14 protein-coding genes are annotated in these 17525 nt (G+C 59.2%); 8 read left to right on the forward strand and 6 right to left on the reverse strand.

The features are described 5' to 3' along the window. Positions 1–75: 75 nt before the first annotated feature. On the reverse strand, positions 76–1644 hold the full coding sequence (gene porX / locus I2H31_RS24895; RefSeq protein WP_196295780.1) for a T9SS response regulator signal transducer PorX: 1569 nt from the start codon (positions 1642–1644) through the stop codon (positions 76–78). Positions 1645–1968: 324 nt separating this feature from the next. Between porX and I2H31_RS24900 the strand changes: the two genes are divergently transcribed. The 5 genes from I2H31_RS24900 to I2H31_RS24920 all read left to right on the forward strand — a co-directional run bounded on the left by I2H31_RS24900 (position 1969) and on the right by I2H31_RS24920 (position 7593). Beyond that, a complete protein-coding gene (locus tag I2H31_RS24900; RefSeq protein ID WP_196295781.1) occupies positions 1969–3198 on the forward strand; it encodes an HD domain-containing protein in 1230 nt (409 codons plus the stop codon). A 160-nt stretch (positions 3199–3358) separates the two neighbouring features. Beyond that, the gene (gene lpxD / locus I2H31_RS24905) at positions 3359–4399 is read left to right on the forward strand and encodes a UDP-3-O-(3-hydroxymyristoyl)glucosamine N-acyltransferase (RefSeq protein ID WP_196295782.1); all 1041 of its coding nucleotides are present in this window, start codon (positions 3359–3361) and stop codon (positions 4397–4399) included. Between the two features lie 116 nt (positions 4400–4515). After that, a complete protein-coding gene (locus I2H31_RS24910) occupies positions 4516–5910 on the forward strand; it encodes a bifunctional UDP-3-O-[3-hydroxymyristoyl] N-acetylglucosamine deacetylase/3-hydroxyacyl-ACP dehydratase (RefSeq protein ID WP_196295783.1) in 1395 nt (464 codons plus the stop codon). 108 nt (positions 5911–6018) lie between these two features. Continuing rightward, a complete protein-coding gene (gene lpxA / locus I2H31_RS24915; RefSeq protein WP_196295784.1) occupies positions 6019–6825 on the forward strand; it encodes an acyl-ACP--UDP-N-acetylglucosamine O-acyltransferase in 807 nt (268 codons plus the stop codon). A gap of 144 nt (positions 6826–6969) precedes the next feature. Beyond that, the gene (locus tag I2H31_RS24920) at positions 6970–7593 is read left to right on the forward strand and encodes an ABC transporter ATP-binding protein (RefSeq protein WP_196295785.1); all 624 of its coding nucleotides are present in this window, start codon (positions 6970–6972) and stop codon (positions 7591–7593) included. Positions 7594–7610: 17 nt separating this feature from the next. Here I2H31_RS24920 and I2H31_RS24925 read toward each other — a convergent pair whose 3' ends face one another. From I2H31_RS24925 to I2H31_RS24935, 3 genes are read right to left on the reverse strand one after another with little or no spacing between them, the layout of a single operon-like run. Beyond that, positions 7611–8600, reverse strand: coding sequence for an ADP-ribosylglycohydrolase family protein (locus I2H31_RS24925; RefSeq protein ID WP_196295786.1), 990 nt, complete (start codon positions 8598–8600; stop codon positions 7611–7613). A 21-nt stretch (positions 8601–8621) separates the two neighbouring features. After that, complete coding sequence (locus I2H31_RS24930) at positions 8622–9698, reverse strand: DNA polymerase beta superfamily protein (protein WP_196295787.1); 1077 nt, start codon at positions 9696–9698, stop codon at positions 8622–8624. Beyond that, positions 9695–10486 (reverse strand): nucleotidyltransferase domain-containing protein, encoded by a 792-nt coding sequence (locus I2H31_RS24935; protein ID WP_196295788.1) that lies wholly within the window; start codon positions 10484–10486, stop codon positions 9695–9697. Before I2H31_RS24935 ends, I2H31_RS24930 begins: the two co-directional genes overlap by 4 nt. 117 nt (positions 10487–10603) lie before the next feature. Here I2H31_RS24935 and I2H31_RS24940 point away from each other — a divergent pair, with 117 nt between their 5' ends. Continuing rightward, positions 10604–11203 carry a TMEM175 family protein gene (locus I2H31_RS24940; protein WP_196295789.1) on the forward strand — a complete coding sequence of 200 codons (600 nt, stop codon included), beginning with the start codon at positions 10604–10606 and terminating at the stop codon, positions 11201–11203. Between the two features lie 996 nt (positions 11204–12199). Further along, a complete protein-coding gene (locus tag I2H31_RS24945; protein ID WP_196295790.1) occupies positions 12200–12772 on the forward strand; it encodes a 3'-5' exonuclease in 573 nt (190 codons plus the stop codon). Here I2H31_RS24945 and I2H31_RS24950 read toward each other — a convergent pair whose 3' ends face one another. Then, on the reverse strand, positions 12773–15550 hold the full coding sequence (locus I2H31_RS24950; RefSeq protein WP_196295791.1) for a polynucleotide kinase-phosphatase: 2778 nt from the start codon (positions 15548–15550) through the stop codon (positions 12773–12775). It abuts the gene before it with no gap. Between the two features lie 69 nt (positions 15551–15619). On the opposite strand from I2H31_RS24950, the gene I2H31_RS24955 reads away from it, so the two are divergent. After that, a complete protein-coding gene (locus tag I2H31_RS24955) occupies positions 15620–16363 on the forward strand; it encodes a hypothetical protein (RefSeq protein ID WP_196295792.1) in 744 nt (247 codons plus the stop codon). Here I2H31_RS24955 and I2H31_RS24960 read toward each other — a convergent pair. Further along, on the reverse strand, positions 16364–17525 hold a 1162-nt coding region (locus I2H31_RS24960; RefSeq protein ID WP_196295793.1), incomplete at its 5' end, for a 3' terminal RNA ribose 2'-O-methyltransferase Hen1.

Here is a 17525-nt window from a genome sequence, read left to right on the forward strand (position 1 = left end):
AATACCAACAAGCGAAAAGAAAAGGGCCGCCTCAATTGAGGCGGCCCTTTTCTTTTCGCTTGTTGGTATTAATTATTACCCTTTCGGCGTGAGCGTTACATACGGAATGATGCACTCTTCCAGCGAGATACCGCCGTGCTGGAACGTGTCCTTGTAGTAGTTCACGTAGTAGTTGTAGTTGTTAGGATACGCAAAGAAGTAGTCCCCAATCGTGAACACATACGCGGTGCTCACGTTTTCGCGCGGCAGGAAAATGCTTTCCGGCTTGCGCACCACATATACGTCGCGCGAGTCATCGAAGCCCAGGTTTTTGCCGTGCTTGTAGCGCAGGTTGGTGTTGGTGTTGCGGTCGCCCACAATCTTGTAGGGGCGTTTGCAACGGATGGTGCCGTGGTCGGTGGTGATGATGAGCTTGCCTTTTTTCTCGGCAATCTGCTGCATCATCTCGTACAGCGGCGAGTGCAGAAACCACGAGCGGGTGATGCTGCGGTAGGCCGATTCGTCGGCGGCTAGCTCGCGAATCATGGCCATGTCGGTGCGGGCGTGCGAGAGCATGTCTACGAAGTTGTAGACGATGACGTTGCACTTGTAGTTGTTGTGCAGGTTGCTCATTTTGCCCAGCAAGTCCTTGCCCGCCTGCAGGTTGGTCACCTTGTTGTAGCTGTGCTTCACCTTCTGGTTGTTCTTCTGGAAATTAATTTCCATGAACTCCGCCTCGTGCAGGTTTTTGCCTTCGTCGTCGTCGTCGGTCACCCACAGGTTGGGGTATTTCTTCTGGATTTCGCCCGGCATCATGCCCGAGAAAATGGCGTTGCGCGCATAGGCCGTGGTGGTCGGCAGAATGGCGTAGTACATTTCCTCGCTATCCACCGTGAAAAACTCGGTGATGATGGGCTCCAGCACTTTCCACTGGTCGTAGCGCAGGTTGTCAATCAGCACGAAGTACACGGGCGTGTCGCCGGTGGCCTTCAGCGTGGGGAACACCCGCTCCTTGAACAGCTGGTGCGACATGAGCGGCGCGTCTTTGTCGCTGCCATCCACCCAGTCCTCGTAATTCTCGGTGATGAAGCGGCCGAAGTAGGAGTTGGCCTCGTCTTTTTGCATGTTGAAGACTTCGGCCATGCTCTTGCCCTCCGTCTCGTTGATTTCCAACTCCCAGTACACCAGCTTCTTGTACACCTCGGCCCATTCGGCGGGCGAAAGGCGGTCGGAAAGCTGCATGCCGAGCTGGCGGAAATCGCGCTGGTAGCCCGAGTTGGTGGCTTCGCTCACGAGGCGCTTGTTGTCGAGCACCTTTTTCACGGCCAGCAGAATCTGGCTGGGATTAACCGGTTTGATGAGGTAATCGGCGATTTTGGCGCCGATGGCCGACTCCATGATGTGCTCTTCCTCGCTCTTGGTAATCATCACCACGGGCACAGTGGGCCGGATGGCTTTGATTTCGCTCAGCGTTTCGAGGCCGGTGAGGCCGGGCATGTTCTCGTCGAGAAACACCAGGTCGTAGCTCTTTTCCTGGATTTCCTCAATGGCGTCAGCGCCGCTGTTGACGGGCGTCACGTCGTAGCCTTTCTCCTTGAGAAACAGCAGGTGCGGCTTGAGCAAGTCGATTTCGTCGTCGGCCCAGAGAATGGTGGTTTGTTGCATAGGAAATGAATCGCCGGGTTAAGGCGGTGAAGTAGTAAGCGGCAAAGCGGCCGGTTGGTTCGGCCAATGCCGGCCGAATCACGTTGGGCTTAATGCTTTTCGCTCAGAAAAGACGAAACGGTTTGGGGCAAGCCCTTAGTGCCCGACCCACGTTGGACTTACCGCAAATGTTGCCATTGGGTTGTAAATTATTCGGCGAAGTAAGCGCCGCCGTACCGGGTTTGCGTAAAGGTCTGGCATTCCAGGAGGCGGGTTGCGTGCCAGCGGCGCCGTTCCGTCGTTCTTTTGTGCCCCGAATCAACTGACCCGGTTCCCCGCCCCACTGTGAACAAAAAGAAGATTTTCAACGACCCCGTCTACGGCTTCGTCACCATCCCGACGGAGCTGCTGTTCGACCTCATCGAGCACAAGTATTTTCAGCGGCTGCGGCGCATTCAGCAGCTGGGGCTCACGGGGTTTGTGTATCCGGGGGCGCTGCACACGCGCTTTCACCACGCGCTGGGCGCCATGCACCTGATGTCGCTGGCCTTGCGCACGCTTAAGGACAAGGGCGTGAAAATTTCGGCGGCGGAGGGCGAAGCGGCCATGATAGCCATTCTGCTGCACGACATTGGCCACGGCCCCCTCTCCCACGCCCTGGAAACCGCCATTTTCCAGAACGTGCCGCACGAGCAGGTGTCGGTTTTTCTGATGAAGCGGCTGAACGAGGAGTTTCACGGCAAGCTGAGTCTGGCCATTGCCATGTTCGAGGGCAGCTACGGGCGGCCGTTTTTCCACCAGCTCGTGAGCAGCCAGCTCGACATGGACCGGCTCGACTACCTCAACCGCGACTCCTTCTACACCGGCGTGGAGGAAGGCCGCCCCGGCGCCGACCGCCTCATCAAGATGCTGCGCGTGCACGACGAGCGGCTGGTGCTGGAAGAAAAAGCGGTGTATTCGGTCGAGAATTTTCTCGTGAGCCGGCGACTGATGTACTGGCAGGTGTACCTGCACAAAACCGTGACTTCGGCCGAGCAAATGGTCATTCGGGTGGTGCAGCGGGCCCGCGACCTGGCCCGCCAGGGCGTGGAAGTGCCCGCCAACAGCTGCCTGGGCTACTTCCTGGGCCGCGCCGTGAGTTTGGAAGAGTTTGAAAAAGACGACAAAATCCTCAATCATTTCGTGGAGCTCGACGACTACGACATCTGGTCGGCCATCAAAACCTGGGCCGGCCACCCCGATAAAGTCCTCAGCTACTTGGCCAAGAGCATCCTGCACCGCAACCTGCTCAAAATCGTGCTGGCGCCCGAGCCTTTCGACGAGGAATTCCGCCTCGGCATCCGCGACCTGATTGAGGAGAAATTCGGCCTCTCGCCCGAAGAAGCCGAGTTGCTGATGATTCCCGGCCGCCTCAGCAACAGCGCCTACAACGCCGAAAGCCAAGAACCCATCGAAATCCTGACCAAGAAAGGCGACGTGGTGAACGTGATGGAAGCCTCCGACCTGCCCAACATCCGCGCCCTCAGCCAGCGGGTGGAAAAGTTCTATATCTGCTACCCGAAGGAAATAGTTTAGTTGTTCGAACGTCATGCCAAGCGCAGCAAAGCATCTTGCCCGCCACCAACCACTAAACACAACGATTGGATTGCGTTGCGCGGTAAAGATGCTTCGCTCCGCTCTGCATGACCGAAGACCTGACGTTCGGGATAGCAACTGACCACTAATTTTGCCCGCTATGGAATTTACCGTTCAGCAAATCGCCGAAGTTCTTGGCGGCACCGTGGAAGGCGACGCCTCCCAGCGCATTTCCAGCCTGGCCAAGATTGAAGAAGCTCAAGCCGGCTCGCTCACCTTTCTTTCCAACGCCAAATACGAGCCGTTTCTGTACGAAACGGGCGCTTCGGCCGTCATCATCGGCCAGAACCAGGAGCTGAAACAAGCTGTCCGTCCCACGCTCATTCGGGTCGAAAACCCCTACACGGCGTTCAGCCAGCTGCTGGAGTTCTACGCGCAGGCCACCCGCACCGGCAAGCGCGGCGTGGAGGAGCCTTCCTTCATCGGCCTAAGCTCGAAAATCGGCGCCGGGCACTACCGCGGCGCCTTTTCCTACATCGGCGAGCAGTGCCAGCTGGGCGACAATGTGCTGGTGTTCCCGCACGCCTACATCGGCGACCGGGTCACGATTGGCGAAGGCAGCATCATCCACGCCGGGGCTAAAATCTACCCGGACACGGTCATTGGCCGTTTTTGCGTCATCAAGGCTGGCGCCGTGGTGGGTTCTGATGGGTTCGGCTTCGCGCCGCAGCCCGACGGCTCTTACAAGGCCATTCCGCAAATTGGCAACGTGGTGCTGGAAGATTACGTGAGCATCGGCGCCAACGCCACCGTCGACTGCGCCACGCTGGGCTCGACGCGCGTGGGCCGGGGCAGTAAAATTGACAACCTCGTGCAGCTGGCCCACAACGTGGAAATCGGCCAGCACACCGTCATCGCCTCGCAAACCGGCATCGCCGGCTCGGCCAAAGTCGGCGACCAGTGCGTGCTGGCGGGCCAGGTGGGCCTGGCCGGCCACGTCACGCTGGCCAACAAAACCACCGTCACCGCGCAGTCGGGCGTGGGCAAAAACGTGAAGCAGGAAGGCACCATCCTGCAAGGCTCCACGGCCTTCGACTTCAAGCAGAACCAGCGCGCCCAAATCGTGTTCCGGCGCCTGCCCGAGCTCGAACAGCGCGTGGCGCAGCTGGAGAAGGCGAAAAACGCGACGGAAAAGCCCTAGCTTTGTGCCTTAGAAGTGAGACCATGAGAAGTGAGAAATGAGAAAAGGGCCGTCGCCGTTGGGCAGGGCCATTTCCGCCTCACCTCTCATCTTCTCACCTCTCACTTCTCACGAGAATGAACGACAAGCAACACACCATTCAGGCGCCCGTGACGGTGCGCGGCATCGGACTGCACACCGGCGTGGAAGCCACCATGACGTTTTGCCCCGCCCCGGTGGGCCACGGCTACAAGTTTCAGCGGGTGGACATGCCCGGGCAGCCCATCGTGGACGCCGACGTGGACAACGTGGTGGACCTGAGCCGCGGCACCACCATCGAGCAGAACGGCGCCCGCGTGAATACCGTGGAGCACACGCTGGCCGCCCTCGTGGGCCTGCAGCTTGACAACGTGCTCATTCAGCTCTCCGGCCCCGAGCCGCCCATCATGGACGGGTCGTCGGCCGAGTTCATCAAGGCCATCGAGACCGTAGGGTTGCAGGAGCAGAACGCGCTGCGCAACTACTACGAAATCCCGGAAAGCATCCGCTACGTCGATAACGCCCGCGGCGTCGAAATCGCCGCTCTGCCCCTGTCCGACTACCGCCTCACGGTGATGGTGGACTATAACTCGCCGGTGCTGGGCTCGCAGCACGCCACCCTGACGGACATCGGCCTGTTCGGCGAAGAAATTGCGTCGTCGCGCACGTTCTGCTTTTTGCACGAGCTGGAAATGCTCTACAAAAACAACCTCATTCGCGGCGGCGACCTGAGCAACGCCATTGTGGTGGTCGACCGCGTGGTGAGTGACGACGAGCTGACCGACCTTGCCAAAATGCTGGGCAAGCCCCGCGTTTCGGTGAAAAAAGAAGGCATTCTCAACAACGTGGACCTGCGCCACAAAAACGAGCCCGCCCGCCACAAGCTGCTCGACCTCGTGGGCGACCTCGCCCTGGTGGGCCGCCCGCTGAAGGGCCAGATTCTGGCCGCCCGCCCCGGCCACGCGGCCAACGTGGCCTTTGCCAAGCGCATCAAAAAGAAGATGCTGGAGGCCCGCAGCAACCCCGTGCCGGTGTACGACGTGCACCGCGAGCCGGTGATGGACATCAACCGCATCATGCAGGTGCTGCCCCACCGCTACCCGTTCCTGCTGATTGACAAGGTGATTCACCTCGACGACCAGGTGGTGACGGCCGTGAAGAACGTGAGCATGAACGAGCCCTTCTTCCAGGGGCACTTCCCCGGCAACCCGGTGATGCCCGGCGTGCTTCAGATTGAAGGCCTGGCCCAAACCGGCGGCATTCTGGTGATGAACACCGTGCCCGACCCCGAAAACTACTGGCAGTACTTCCTGGGCATCGAAAATGCCCGCTTCCGCAAGAAGGTGCTGCCCGGCGACACCATCATTTACCACTGCCAGCTGCTGGCGCCCATCAAGCGCGGCATCGCCAAAATGCGCGGCCAGGCTTTCGTGAATGGCAAAGTGGTGTGCGAGGCCGAAATGAGCGCCGCCATCGTCCGCAAAGACGCTTAAAAATCAATTATAAATTATGAATTATGAATTATAAACGGCTGCTTAATTAAACGGCAACCTTTTCTCAATTCATAATTTATAATTTATAATTCATAATTCTCCTTAAGAATGCTTTCCCCCCTCGCCTCTATTCATCCCGATGCTCGCCTCGCGCCGGGCGTAACCGTTGAACCGTTTACGACCATTGCGGCCGATGTGGAAATTGGGGAAGGCAGCTGGATTGGGCCCAACGTCACCGTCATGAGCGGGGCCCGCATTGGGGCGCACTGCCAGGTATTTCCGGGCGCGGTGATTGGGGCGGTGCCCCAGGACCTGAAGTTTGCCGGCGAGCAAACCACTGCCATCATTGGCGACTACACCGTCATTCGGGAGTGCGTGACCGTGAACCGCGGCACCGTGGACCGCGGCGAAACCCGCGTGGGCAGCCACTGCCTGCTGATGGCTTACGTGCACATCGCCCACGACTGCGTGGTTGGGAACCACTGCATTCTGGCCAACACGGTGCAGGTGGCCGGCCACGTCGAAATCGGGGATTACGCCATTGTGGGCGGTTCTTCGGCGGTGCACCAGTTCGTAAAAATCGGGGCGCACGCCATGATTTCAGGCGGCTCGCTGGTGCGCAAAGACGTGCCGCCCTACGTGAAAGCCGGCCGCGAGCCGCTGTCCTACGCCGGGGCCAACTCGGTGGGCCTGCGCCGCCGCGGTTTTTCCGAAGAAGCCATCAACCAGGTGCAGCAGCTGTACCGCACGCTGTTTCTGGGCGGCCTGAACAACCACGACGCCCTGGCTCAGATTGAGCGCGAGCTGCCGGCCACGCCGGAGCGTGAAACGGCCGTGGGCTTCGTGCGGGCCGCCACGCGCGGCATCATTAAGGGCCCCAAGCGCGGCCGGGCCGACGGCAGCGAGTCGGAGTAAAGCCTTTGTAACAAAACCGAAACGTCATGCAGCGCGTCAGCGAAGCATCTTTACCGCAGCAGTAAATAATTACTATCGCAGTAAAGATGCTCCGCTGACGCGCTGCATGACGTTCTTTTTACTTTTCATAAAACCCGCACCTACTTGCTAATCACCGCCACCGGCCTGGGCAAACGCTTCCAGCGCGACTGGATATTCCGGGGGCTGACGCGGACTTTCCGGCCGGGCAGCGCCACGGCCGTGCTTGGGCCGAACGGTGCCGGCAAAAGCACGCTGCTGAACACCATTTCGGGCCAGCTGCTGCCCACGGAGGGCGCCCTGGCCTACGAGCTGGCCGGCCGTGCGGTGGCCGTGGAAGACGTGCCCCAGCACCTGGCCTACGCCGCGCCCTACCTGGAGCTGCTGGAGGAGCTCACGCTGCTGGAGCTGCTGCGGTTTCACACCCGCTTCAAGGCCCTGCGGCCGGGCATGACGCCGGACAGGCTCATCGACCTGATGTACCTCGAAAACGCACGTCAGCAGCTGGTGCGCGAATTTTCCTCGGGCATGAAGCAGCGCCTCAAGCTGGGGCTGGCCCTGTACGCCGCCGCGCCGCTGCTGCTGCTCGACGAGCCCACCACGAACCTGGACGCCACCGGCGTGGCCTGGTACCAGGAGCACGTGCAGGCCACCCGCGCCGGTCGCACGCTGCTGCTCAGCTCCAATGTGCCGGCCGAATACAGCTTCTGCGATGAGGAGCTGCTGGTGACGGATTTTCAGAAGCGCTAATTTTGCTGGCGACGGCCCTATTTGTCGGCCACGGCGCCTTTTGCCAGCCGGGCGGCCAGGTCTTCGATGTCGGCCCGGCGCGCCAGCACGCCCAGCCACTCGGCGGGGATGGCAGCTTCGCCATAAGTGAGACCGGCCAGACCGCCGGCCACGGCGCCGGTGGTGTCGGTGTCGTCGCCGAGGTTCACGGCGGCTAGCACGGTGGCGGCGTAGGTGTTATGCTCCAACAGGCACCACAGGGCCGCCTCCAGGGTGTCAACGACGTAGCCGGAGGAGGAGATGGCGCTTTCCGGTTGGTCAGGCAATGTTCCGGCAAGTACCCGTCGGTAATATTTGGCCTCCACAACCGCCGGAATGCTCCCCGTTTCCAGCCACGGATTCGCTAGCTGGCGCATCTGCAAAAAAGCGTCTGCGGGTGAGTTACCAATCAGCAGCCCTCGCGCCACCAGCAGATACAGGAAGCAGCCCAGCGTGGAGCGTGGGTGCCCGTGCGTGACGCTGGCCACGGCCTCAGTCAGCGCCCAAGCCGCATTAAAATCCAGGTTTTCTGCCAGCCAGGTCTGGTGAAAAATCAACGGCAAAATGCGCATCAATGCGCCGTTGCCATTATCTGATTCCGAGCGCGAGCCAGCGGAACTGGGCTCCACGCCGCGTTGCAGCCGGTAGATGGCCTGGCGGGTGGCATTGCCCACGTCAAATGTCTGGTTTGTCGCCGTCCAGTAATCGTTATCCAGCCAGTTGATGCTGCGCCGGGCAAAATCATTCAGGTCAGGCGTATTCGTAAGGCCATTCGGCCGGGCCAGGGTTTCGGCCAGGCAAAACGTCAGCGAAGAATCATCGGACCAGGTGCCGGCCGGTTGGTGGTGGGTTCCGTAGGCGCGCATGCCGGTCACGGGGTCTTGCCGGCGGGCGACACGGGACAAAAACTCGACGGGGACGCCAAGGGCGTCACCCACGGCCAGGCCTAATAGTGCCCCACGGGCGGCGGAAATTAACGAGTCAGGCATATAGGGGAAGTGGTGGGTTGGTTATGAGAAGGTGGCATAAAACTGCTGCCGTACCTGACGCAGCAGTTGCTCGGCGGCGGCTTTATCGGGTCCCTCGGGCAAGGCAGAGGTGGCAAAGGCGGCTTCAACCCGCTCCACCAGCGTTTCCGCTTCCGCCACTAGGTACTGGTACTCGAACTCGCCGCGCCGGATTTGCAGCAGGAAGTCGCGGTTGGGGCGGCGCACGTGCAGCTGGCCGGTGCGGGCAATTTCCTCGGCCATTTGCAACAGCCGGAACACGTGCAGCATGTTCTTGGCGTCGTAGTTTTTGCCGTGCTGCACGGTGTTCTGGTAGCGCTCGGCGTTGCGCTTGTCCACCCATTCCCAGTACTCGCGAAACACGCGACAATAGGTGCTGTAGCCGTTGCGGTTGAAGGACAGGTACGCCACGGGCTCCTCCCCCTTCGGCACGGCGGAAAGCAGCACGTCCTGCGAGGTTTCGGGGTCGCGCACGAGGCCGCGGTAGCCGTAGGCGCGGGCCGGGGTGTCGTCCACAAACAGGGCGTACAAGTCGGTGAGGTGCGGCACGTTGGCCAGGCCACACTGCGCCGCCTCCCAGCCGTGGCGGGCCAGCCAGGTGGCCACGGGCTGGGCGCCGGCGCCGGCCGTCACGTAGCAGAAATCGAGCACCGACTTGCGGGCCGGCGGCTCGGGGTGGTTGATTTTCTTGTTGAGGCCTTTGGCTTTGCGAATTTGCGCCACGGCGTATTCGGCAAAGCTTTGGCGGCAGAGCCTGGAAAGAAAGTCGACCGCTTGAAACTGCCCGAAAAGGGGGTGTTGGTATACCACGCAGTCGGGCGGCGTGCCCAGCAGCTCCAGGACGGTGGGGTTGTTTTTCAGCAGCAATTCCACGAAGCGGCGCAGCTCGTAAAATACCTCGTCGTTGGTTTCGTTGGCCACCTGCGGCACGTAATCAAGCCCAAAAAACTGGCCTTCGGGCAGCACAAACACGCCTTTGAGGTCGGTGTCGGAATGCGGCAGATTGGTGCCGTAGGCGCGGCTGCCGCTGATGGCTTCAAAGAGAATAAGGTTTTGGCGGCGCAGGTCGGCAATGGTCATGGCGCGAAAGTAGCGCCCCCGGTGGGAGCCTGCGCTTCGACCAGCAACTCCCGAAACAACGCATCGAGCGCGGCGCCGTGGCTGGGGCGCGACCCGGGCAGCGCCTCGCGCGCGGCCTGGCCGGCGGCGAATTCCTCCCGCAAGAAAGCTGCCAGCGCCGCCGGGGGCGGCAGGGTCGTTTTCTCCGTGGCGGTAGCTTTTCGGGCGAGCAGCTCGTCCACGTCAGCGGCCAGTGCCGGGGGCAGCCCGGCGCGCAACGGGGCAAATTCCATGGGCGGCAGCGCGTGGCGCTCGCGAATCCAGCGGGCGGCCAGGGCCGAGCGTAGCGCGTAGAAAAGCCGTTTCAGGCGAATTTCATCGGGTAGTAAGTCTTCCTCCACGCCGCGCCGCAGCTGGCCCAGGTAGTGGTGCAGGCCGGCTTTCAGGTTGAAGGCGGCCGGGAGCAGCGGCGCCAGCCGGGCCCGAAAAGCCAGCGCTTCGTGGTACACCACCGGCGACTGCAGCCACTCAAACACCGAAGCGTTGGAGCCGCGCAGCAGGCGCAGGGCCTTGCGCAATTCCCAGCCGGCGAGGTCCAGTTCGTCATCAACGGGAAAGTTGAGGGTATCCGTTCCTTCGTCCAGGGTCAGGTACCACACCGGCGGGTGGCAGTAGATGAAGCGCACGTCAAAATCGGAATCGGGCGAGGGAAAGCCCCAGGCGCGGCTGCCCGACTCGCAGGCGTAGAGAATGCGGATGCCGTGAGTGCTTTCGAGCTGGCGGAGGGCGGTTTGGATGCGGGCTTGCATGCAGCGGAAGGTGCGGGAGTGAGTTCGGCGGGCTATGCCAACGGGCCCCGAAAGTACCACGAGGTGGCGCACCGCCTATTTTAGCCGGCTCATCTTTGCTTTCTGAACCGGTTTACCATGCACAAAGGACGACTCGAAGCTTTCAGCGATGGCGTGCTGGCCATTATTCTCACCATCATGGTGCTGGAAATCAAGGTGCCGCACGGCGCCGATTTCGCGGCCCTGAAACCGCTGCTGCCCGTGGTGCTCAGCTACGTGCTGAGCTTCATCTACATCGGCATCTATTGGAACAACCACCACATGATGCTGGCCGGCACGAGTAAGGTATCCGGCGGCATCTTGTGGGCCAATCTGCATCTGCTGTTCTGGCTGTCGCTGGTGCCGTTTGTGACGGGCTGGATGGGCGAAAACCATTTTTCCAGGGCCACGCTGGTCATGTACGGCGTGGTGCTGCTGATGTCGGGCCTGGCATATTGGATACTGCAGAACTGCATCATTGCCATCGAGGGGCCCGAATCGGTGCTGGCCCGCGCGGTGGGGCGCGATTTCAAAGGCAAGGCTTCGCCCCTGCTTTATTGCCTGGGCATTGTGGCCAGCTTCTGGAACCCGTGGGCGGCGGGGGCCGTGTACGTGGGCATTGCGCTGATGTGGCTGGTGCCCGATAAACGCATTGAGCGCACGCTGGTCGATAAAGCCGAAGGGAAACACGTTGGGTAGCGGCGGCAGCTTCGCGGACTTGACGGGAGATGCGGGAGTAGCGGCGGGCGCTGGGAAACATAGGCTTATGGGAACACTTGCTAAGCGAAGCGTACCTTTGAATATTCACAAGTATTAGCGAGGACTGTTATATGGGAGACTTTTTAGCGAAGTTTGAAAATTTTCTGTTTGATATATTGGGCTTAGTTCTACCCGGGCTTGTCTTCCTGCTTATTCTAGCATCACCTGCTTGTTTGTTGGATATTACAAAAATCCCTCAAAAGTTTATAGATGCTTCTTATATACTATCAGCGCTTGTCACTTTTTCGAGAATCCTAAAAGAATATTGGGCAAATAATTTAAATATAATATTGTCTATTGCATCGATTTTATCGTATCTTCTCGGGCATTTCATTAAAGTGTTTTCGATAATTATATACGACTTTTTATCTACAGTATTTGACAAAACAATAAATAAATTCACAGGATATCTTTATAATGAAACCAAAGGATTTGTTATCAGAAATCCTCAAAATAGATTCTATATATTTTTACAGACCCTCTTTAGCCCTGTCAAAAGCACAATCCTCAAGGTTTTCACTTTCAATTCACCTAGCTATTTCAGTGAAAATGACCCTTTGAGAACTGCCTGTGTGAATATTATCAATCAAAGACTAAGTACAACATATCCAGATAAATGGTACTCGATTTACAAGTTTGCAACCATGATAAATGGCCAAGAAAGTCAACGCTCACTTGCGGGGAATTATTTGGCCAAGTACAACTTGTATCGTTCTTTATCATTTATATTCTTATTCACAGCCATTTACTATAAATGTTTTCTCAATGCAGCAAGCCTTTACATCTCACCTGAGTTAACCAAAATAGCCTCGCTATTCTTAATAACATCTCTACTACTCTGGTTTACATTCAATTACAAATTCAAAAGGTATTGGACGTTATGCGGAAATGAGACTCTAGTATCTTTGTATTACTTTCTTAACAAGAAGAAGCTGAATGAAAGCTGAAAAAATTCTTTTCATTGATACTGAGACAGGTGGGCTTGAGCCCTCCAAAAACAGCCTATTGTCTCTAGCTTTGGTTTTATGGCAGGGCTTTGCAATTGTTGATGCCAAAGAAATTTTAATTAACGATGGCATCATGAGTGTTACACCCAAAGCTCTTGAAATAAATGGCATTAATGTAGAGCAGCATAAAGCACATGCTTTATCGCCCCAAGACGCGATACACGAATTGGACCTTTTTCTTAACAAGCACTTTTTACCAGGCGAGTTAATCACCCTTGGTGGCCATAATATTACATTTGATGTTAATTTCACTAAATACTTTTTAATTCATAACGGATACAAGTATTCTAAACGTTTCTCACACCGTACTGTAGATACGTCAAGTGTCTTATATTATCTTTACCTATCCGGCAAAATAGAGCAAAAAGCTATTTCATCTCAAGAAGCATTCGACTTATTTGGCATATCTGTTCAAGGCAGACACACAGCCTTAGGTGATGCTTTTGCTACAGCAGAGTTATTCACTGCGCTACTTGATAAAATATCTCAATGCGCTGAATAATCACAACCGCGGGTCCACGGCCTCGCTTTCCAGCGCGAGTACGCCGAAGACGCACTGGTGCACGCGGCGCAGGGGCTGGCCGGCCACGAAGCGTTCGAGGCCCTCGACGCCGAGGGCGAACTCGCGCAGGGCGAGGTTGCGCTTGGCTTTCACGTTGCGCTGGCGGAGGCGGTCAAGGTTGCCGGGCAGCAGGTAATCGGGGCCGTAGATGATGCGCAGGTACTCGCGGCCGCGGCACTTGAGGGCGGGCTGGAGCAGGCCGCCCTTACCCTGGGGCACGAAGTCGTAGGGCTTCACCACCATGCCTTCGCCCCCGGCGGCGGTGAGGTCGGTCCACCACTGGATGGCGGCTTCCACTTCGGCGGGGTCCTGGAGGGGGACGACGCGGTAGGGCGTGGCGCGGAGCAGGCCGGGGTCGGCCAGGGCGAGGGAACGCAGGGTTTCCATGTGCCAGGCGTGGTCGCGGTCGAAATAGGTGCGGCCTTCGGTGGCGAGCAGGTGGAAGGGCGCCAGTTTGAGGTCATCGAGCGAGAGGACGGGCCAGCAATAGCGGCGGTAGGCGTCGGCGTAGTGGGTGGCGGCCTGGCGGCGGGCGGTGGTGCGGGCCAGCAGGGCTTCGGCACCGTCGAGGTTGCGCGCAGCAGCTTCGGTGAGGACGGCTTCGACCTGGGGCAGGGCGGCGAGGGCGGCGGCGGCCACGGCGGCGTATTGAGTTTTGACCAGCTCCTGGGCTTTGGCCGACCAGGGCAGCAGCTCGGCATCGAGGCAGACCCAGTCGGTGTCGAATTTCTCCCAGAAGCCGGCGGTGCTCAGGGCGTCGCGCAGGCGGGCGAGGAAGGCGGTTTCGAGGGCGGCGTCGGTGAAGAAGTTGCGGCCGGTGCGGGTGTAGCACTTGCCGATGCCCTCGCCCACCAGCCCCAGGCGGCGCTGGATGGCGGCTTCGTCGCGGCCCAGCACCACCACCACGCGGCTGCCCATGTGCTTTTCTTCGCACACCACGCGCTCCACGCCGAGGCGCTTGTAGTAGTCGAAGGCTTCGGCGGGGTGTTCGAGCAGGTCGGGCAGGGCCGAGGTTTCGGTGGGCGACATGGTGGGCGGCAGGTATAGCAGCCACTTGGGGTGCAGGGCGAAGCGCGACATCACCTCCAGGGCGGCCACGGCGTTTTCTTCGCGAATGGTGACGCCGCGCATCAGCCGGGTTTCGATGAACTGCTTGCCGGTGACGTCGCGGATGTCGAGCAGGTCGTCTTGTTCGTGCTGGGCGGTTTGTAGCGCGGACTCTGTAGTCCGCGTCTCCGCGCCGTTCGTATCGTTCGGGTTTCCGTCGGGGACGCGGACTACAGAGTCCGCGCTACTGCGGCGGTAGTTGAGCGGGCGCACGGGCTCACAGTAGACCTGCGCGGCGGGCACGGCCACGAGCTCGCGCTCGGGGTAGCGCAGGGCGGTGAGGCGGCCGCCGAACACGCAGCCGGTGTCGAGGTCGATGGTGTTGTTGAGCCATTCGGCGTCGAGCACGGGCGTGTGGCCGAAGGCCACGATGGCGCGGCCCCGGTACTCGCGGGCCCATTCGTAGCGCACGGGCAGGCCGAATTCGTCAATCTCGCCGGTGCTTTCGCCAAACAGCGCGAAGGCCCGCACGGCCCCCGAGCCGCGGCCTTGCATCTCCTCGGGCAGGCCGGCGTGGGCCACCACGAGCTTGCCACCATCGAGCACGTAGTGGCTTACCAGGCCGTCGAGGAAGCGCCGCACCTCGCTTTTGAAGGCTTCGGGCTCGGGTTCGAGCTGGGCCAGGGTTTCGGCCAGGCCGTGGTTGATGGTGACGTTTTTGCCGTTGAGGTGGCGCAGGAGCTTGATATCATGGTTGCCGGGCACGCAGAGGGCGATGCCGTCGCGCACCATGCTCATCACCAGGCGCAGCACTTGCGGGGAGGCTGGGCCGCGGTCCACGAGGTCGCCGAGGAATATAGCTTTGCGGCGGGCCTCATCCCCCCGGCCCCCTTCTCCGGTGGAGAAGGGGGGGCCTGACGATTCCATTTCGCGCATTTCCGGTGCCCCCTCTCCGCCGGAGAGGGGGTCAGGGGGTGAGGCCAGCGGCGCCACCACGCGCACGCCCAAATCCCGCACGTCATTCATTGGCTCTTCCAAGACCTGATACCCCAGCTGTTCCAGCAGCGCGCGCAGCTCCTCGTAGCAGCCGTGCACGTCGCCGATGATGTCGAAGGGGCCGGTTTCCTCCTGACGGTTGTTGTAGAGGCGGTCGCGGGTGATGGACTGGACGGCGTCGATTTCGCCCACGTTGCGCAGGTGGTGGATGTGCCGGAAGCCCTCCTCTTTCAGGCTGCGCAGGCTGCGGCGCAGGTCCTGGCGGTGGCGGGCAATGACGTGCCGGCCCAGGCGGCGGCGGTCGGGACGCTGGGCGTTGCGCTCCTGGGCGACGGATTCAGGCACGTCGAGCACTATCGCCACGGGCAGCACGTGGTATTGGCGGGCCAGGGCCACCAGGGGCTTGCGGCCCTCGGCCTGCACGTTGGTGGCATCGACCACGGTGAGCAGCCCGCGCTTCAGGCGCTTAGCCACCAGGTAGTGTAGCAGCTCAAAAGCGTCTTTGCTGGCCGATTGGTCGTTTTCATCGTCGGCCACCAGCCCCCGGCAGGCATCGGAGGACACGATTTCCGTGGGCTTGAACAAGCGCCGCGCAAACGTGGACTTGCCCGCGCCCGTGCTGCCGATGAGGATGATAAGGGAGAGTTCGGGGACCTTGAGGGTATCTTGGGGCATTGGAAAGGATACGGTGTAGATTTGCTTATGTGGTTATCATACTTTTCTGAAAAACAAATTCAACTGTCAATGGAAATTTTTATCAACAGTACTATCACAGCCTTTTTGCTTCTCGTCTCAGGGCTTTGGCTTAAAAATTATTTGCCGAACTATTTCAACGAAAAGGGCAAACTGCTTGCACAGAAAGAAGACATTGCAGAAATCACTGAGAAGATAGAATCCGTAAAATCAGATTTTTCAAAGGATACCGAACGTCTAAAGACAGACCTTCAGAGGATATTGAACTACCAATTGTCCCATAGGAATGAAGAAAGAGCTTCTATAATAGCCTTTTATGATAAATATAACCAATGGCTATACTCTTTACTTGAAATTAATTTTGGAGGTTATAGCAGGAGCAATTTAAAAGACCTGACCGATAAGAGAACATTTATAGAAAATTTTTATGCGGAGGCGAATATTGCCCAAGCCAAACTGAATCTAATAGTTAAAAGTGATGAAATCATCACTTTGTCACACGATTTAATTATGCAAGTGCTAAAGTTCAAACATTGGATGGACGCACGGCTGTTGACATTACAGCAAAATATTGAAAGCCACCAATCACTATCAGAGCGTTTCCTAATAATCATCAAAGATTATGATGCCAATAAAGCATTGGCCGAGGCAATGGCTAAAGATGAGGAAAATCTAATGCAGAAGGCTAAAGAAATTAAAGAGGAATTTTATGCAAATCGTAATGAGGAATACAAAAAACTATTGCCTACTAATTCAGCATTTACTAAAACAGTCAAGGAGTATCTAACAAATTAACTATATTCCAAACACCGCCATCTGCGAGGGTGCGCCAACGCCTTCCACCTCCTCCCCCATGTTCTCCAGCCGCAACTGATACCCGTGCCGCTCGGCCACGCCGGCGGCCCAGGCGGCAAACTCGGCGCGGGACCATTCGAAGCGGTGGTCGTCGTGGCGGAATTCGCCGGCGTTAAGCTTCTCGAAAAGCTGGTTGTAGTCGGCGTTGGGGCTGGTGACGAAGACGTGCGCCGGGCGGGCCTGGCCAAACACCACGGCTTCGAGGGCGGCGAGGCGGTTTTCGTCCAGGTGCTCGATGACTTCGACCAGGGCCGCCACGTCGAAGCCGGCGAGGCGGTCGTCGCGGTAGAGCAGCGAGCCCTGGATGAGGTCGATGCGGGTGCGCTGGCGCGGGGGCATTTCGTCGAGGTGCAGCCGCTGGGCGGCGCGGGCCAGCGCCTGGTGCGACACGTCCATGCCGAGGATGTATTCGATTTTGGGCTGGCGCAGGAGCAGGCGCAGGAGCTTGCCTTCGCCGCAGCCCAGGTCGAGCACGCGCTTGGGGGCCAACTGGTAGATTTCGTGGGCTACTTGCTGCAGGCGCTGGTCGTGGAGGGAGGTTTTGGGCTGTAGCGTGGACTCTGCGAGTCCGCGCATCGCATCATCGGTCACTTGCGCCGCCGTAGTTTCTAAGGAATTGCTTTCAGGTTCTTCCATGCGCGGACTCGCAGAGTCCACGCTACTGTCTTCATCCCCTTCCATCAGCCGCTCCAGCGTCGGGTTCACGTAGGCGGCCAGGTAGCGCAGGTAGCGGCGCGTGATGAAGCCGCGCTCCGGGTGCTGGGGCAGCCAGTCGCCGCCGCGGTGCAGCAGCTTCTCGGCCTCGTGCTCGCCGATGTAGTAGTGCTTGTCGTTGTCGAGCACCGGGAGCAGCACGTAGAGGTGCGTGAGCACGTCTTGCAGGCGCAGGCCCGCGTGGCGCAGGTGCAGGGTGTAGTAGCGGCTGTCGCCCCACTCCGGCACGGTGGGGTCGAGCGGGGTGGTTTCGATGTCCACTTCGTAGCCCAGTGGCTCGAAGAGGCGGCGCGGCCAGTCGGGGCCGGGCGCTGACACTACGGCCACTTTCACGGCTAGCGGCAGGGCCTGGGCGGGCAGGTCGGGCTTGTCTTTGCAGGTGCCGTTC

This window comes from Hymenobacter ruricola (genome assembly GCF_015694525.1).
GTDB classification, from domain to species: Bacteria; Bacteroidota; Bacteroidia; order Cytophagales; family Hymenobacteraceae; genus Hymenobacter; species Hymenobacter ruricola.